3 protein-coding genes are annotated in these 3,884 nt (G+C 69.5%); 2 read left to right on the top strand and 1 reads right to left on the bottom strand.

The annotated features are described in order from the left end of the window. The coding region (locus AC3XYG_RS14495; protein ID WP_489140546.1) for an FAD-dependent oxidoreductase at positions 1–891 on the top strand (891 nt) is incomplete at its 5' end. Positions 892–972: 81 nt separating this feature from the next. Here the strand turns inward: AC3XYG_RS14495 and AC3XYG_RS14490 are convergent. After that, entirely contained in the window at positions 973–2,292 is a 1,320-nt protein-coding gene (locus tag AC3XYG_RS14490; protein ID WP_489140545.1) for an ammonium transporter, read from the bottom strand. A 279-nt stretch (positions 2,293–2,571) separates the two neighbouring features. Here AC3XYG_RS14490 and AC3XYG_RS14485 point away from each other — a divergent pair, with 279 nt between their 5' ends. Continuing rightward, positions 2,572–3,708: a succinylglutamate desuccinylase/aspartoacylase family protein gene (locus AC3XYG_RS14485; RefSeq protein ID WP_489140544.1), complete on the top strand. Its 1,137-nt coding sequence runs from the start codon at positions 2,572–2,574 to the stop codon at positions 3,706–3,708. Positions 3,709–3,884 lie beyond the last annotated feature (176 nt).

The raw sequence follows: 3,884 nt of genomic DNA, 5'->3' as shown, positions 1-3,884 counted from the left end.
GAGCTCGACCGCCTGCCCGCCCACCTGATCGTGCTCGGCGGCGGCTATGTCGGGCTGGAGATGGCGCAGGCCTATCGCCGCTTCGGCAGCGCGGTGACGGTGATCGAGACCGGCGCCCAGCTGATGAGCCGGGAGGACCCGGATGTCGCGGCCGAGATGCACCGGATCCTCGGCGAGGAAGGCATCCGCTTCCTGGTGGCGGCGCAGCCCCTTGCGGTCACCGGCCGGTCGGGCAACAGCGTCGCCGTGGTCGTGCGCACGGCAGCCGGCGAACAGATTGTCGAGGGCAGCGACATCCTGGTCGCGGCGGGGCGCATTCCCAACACCGCCGGGATCGGTCTCGAAAACGTCGGGGTCGAGCTGGACGGCCGTGGCTATGTCAAGGTCAACGACCGGCTGGAGACCACCGCCCCCGGCACCTGGGCGATGGGCGAATGCGCCGGCAGCCCGCAATTCACCCATGCCTCGGTCGATGATTTCCGCATCATCCGGGACAACCTCGCCGGCGGGCAGCGCAGCACGCTCGACCGGCTGGTGCCCTATTGCGTGTTCACCGACCCGCCTTTGGCCCGGGTCGGCCTGAGCGAACGCGAGGCGCAGCAGCAGGGCATTGCCGTGCGCGTCGCCCGGCTGCCGATGCGCGCCGTGCTGCGGACCGAGGCGACGGACGAGACCGAGGGCTTCATGAAGGTTCTCATCGGCGCCGACGACGATCGCGTCCTCGGCTTCACCATCATCGGCTCGGAGGCCGGCGAGGTCATGGCCGCGATGCAGACGGCGATGCTGGCGAACCTGCCCTATCCCACGCTGCGCGACGCCGTGATCGCGCATCTGACCGTCGCCGAGGGCCTCGGCCCGCTGCTCGCGAACGTGCCGCCGCGATCGGCCTGACGGCACGAACCGGCGGCCAGGCGCACAAAAAAGGGGCGTCCCGAAGGACGCCCCCAAGTCTGGCCGCCGATACTGCGGAGGTTATTGCACCGCCTCGCCATGCAGGGCGAGGTCGAGGCCGTCGCGCTCCGCCTCTTCCGAAACCCGGATGCCCATGACCGCCTTGATCAGGAACAGCAGCACCAGGGTGATCCCGCCGCTCCAGATCAGCGTCGCCAGGACGCCTTCGACCTGGATCCAGACCTGGCCGGGGTTGCCGTACAGCAGGCCCGTGCCCGCCGAGTTGATCGCCGGGTCGGCGAAGACACCGGTCAGGATGGCGCCGACGATGCCGCCGACGCAGTGCACGCCGAACACGTCGAGCGAGTCGTCATAGCCGAGCGCCCGCTTCACTGCGGTGGCGGAGAAGTAGCAGATGATGCCGGCGACGATGCCGATCGCCAGTGCGCCCATCGGGTTGACGAAGCCGGAGGCCGGGGTGATGGCCACCAGGCCGGCCACGGCGCCCGAGATGATGCCGAGCACGCTCGGCTTGCCCTTGGCGCTCCACTCCACGAACATCCAGGCCAGCGCCGCCGCGGCGGTGGCGATGTGGGTCGCGGCAAAGGCCATGCCGGCCCCGCCCCCGGCCGTCAGCGCCGAACCGGCGTTGAAGCCGAACCAGCCCACCCACAGCAGCGAGGCGCCGATCACCGAGAGAATGAGATTGTGCGGGGCGAAGGCATGCGCCGCGCCGGTGCCGAAGCCATGCCGCTTGCCGATGAAGATGCAGGCGACCAGGCCGGCGATGCCCGCGTTGATGTGGACCACGGTGCCGCCGGCGAAATCGAGGATGCCCTTCGAGAACAGCCAGCCATTCGACTGCCAGACCCAATGCGCGATCGGCGAATAGACGATGATCGACCACAGGGTGACGAACACCAGCAGCGACGAGAACTTCATCCGGTCGGCGAAGGCGCCGACGATCAGCGCCGGGGTGATGATCGCGAAGGTCATCTGGAACATCATGAACACGCTCTCGGGGATGGTCCCGCTGAGCGCGCCGACGTCCAGGCCCTTCAGGAAAGCGCGCGACAGGTCGCCGACATAGGCGCCGCCGGGCTGGAAGGCCAGGCTGTAGCCCAGCACCATCCAGATGATGCTGACCAGGCAGGTGATGGCGAAGCACTGCATCAGCATGGCCAGGACATTGGCCTTGCGCACCATGCCGCCGTAGAACAGCGCCAGACCCGGGATGGTCATCATCAGGACCAGCGCGCTCGAGGTCATCATCCAGGCGGTGTCGCCCGAATTCAACGTCGGTGTCGCCGGCGCCGCCGCTGCCGCATCCTGTGCCCAGGCCGGCAGCCCCGTCAGCAGGGCGGCGACCAGGCCCCCCAATCCCCAAAACGTCCGCTTCATTGAGTTGTCTCCAGCCTTCATCTTCCCGGCCGACGGTCGGCAGCCGCCCTGTCGGCACCGGCCTGAACCGCCTCTTCACTCCCGGTTAAGCAAGCCGCGTGCCGGTTTTGCCGCCGCTGCCGAAACGGGGTAGTCCGGCCCGTGAATTCGTCATACGTGTCTATTTTTTAATCACCAAAACGACCATTGACCGAAAATTGGTCAACCTTTCGTGGCAATCGCAGATGACCGTCCCACCCGTGCGCGTTAGGGTGCCGCGCCCTTCATCAGAGTGCCGCCATGACCAGGACGACCAGCCAGATCCCGCTGCCCTCCCCCGCGCCGGGCACCCAGCGCAGCGTCACCGTGCACCGCTACGGCCGGCCGGGCGCCCGGCCCAAGGCCTATATCCAGGCCGGGCTGCATGCCGATGAATTGCCGGGCATGCTGGTCGCCCATCACCTGCTGCAGCGCCTCGACGCGCTCGACGCGGCCGGGGAGATCCAGGGCGAGATCATCGTGGTGCCCAGCGCCAATCCGATCGGGCTGGCGCAATCGGTGCTGGAAGGCCATATCGGCCGCTTCGCCCTGGACGGGCGCGGCAACTTCAACCGCCACTATGCCGACCTGGCGCCGATCGTGGCGCCGCGGGTCGCCGACCGGCTGACCGACGACCCGGCCCACAATGTGGCGCTGGTGCGCGCGGCGCTGCTGGCCGCGCTGGCGGAGCAGGAGCCGGCCGACGAGGTCGGCGCCCTGCGCAAGCTGCTGCTGGGCCTGTCGATCGACGCCGACATCGTGCTCGACCTGCATTGCGACAACCGGGCGCCGATGCATGTCTATCTCGGCACCGCGCTGTGGCCCGACGCCGAGGATCTGGCCCGCGAGGTCGGGGCGGAGGTCGTGCTGCTGGCCGAGGATTCGGGCGACAACCCGTTCGACGAGGCGAATTCGGCCCCCTGGTGGGTGATCAACCGGCTGCTCGGCGGCGAACGGCCGCTGCCGCCGGCCTGCCTGGCGTCGACGATCGAGCTGCGCGGCCAGGCCGATGTCGAGGACGGCATGGCCGAGGTCGATGCCGATGCGCTGATCCGCTTCCTGCGGCGCCGCACGTTGCTGGCCGGCGACGCGGGGCCGCTGCCGGCCGCACGGTGCGAGGCGACGCCGCTGGCCGGCAACGAGATGCTGCGCGCGCCGGTCGCCGGCATCGTCACCTACGTCCAGCCGCTGGGCGCCAGGCTGAAGCGCGGCGACCATGTGGCCGACATCACCGACCCGACCGCCGATCCGGCCCGGGCGCGCACCCCTGTCCATGCCGGGGGCGACGGCGAGCTGTGGTCGCAATGCCTGCACCGGCTGGTGCGGCCGGGCGACATCATCGCGAAGATCGCCGGCGCCGAACCCATCGCCGGACGGGTGAACCTGCTGACCAGCTGAGCCGGCGGACCGGGCTGGAAAGTGGCGGGCGCACTGATTTAGCGCTCGCCTTCCCGGGCGGGACGCGGCAGGATGCCCGCCCTTGGGCCCTTGCACGGCCAGATTGCCCGTGCCACGCCACCGGAGCTTCGACCGGCAGAGTCACGGTCGCTGTCCGCCACTCGGATCGCCCGTAT

Source organism: Inquilinus sp. (genome assembly GCF_057815775.1).
Note: the sequence above shows the minus strand (reverse complement) of the source record. Positions and strands in the feature narration are given on the sequence as shown.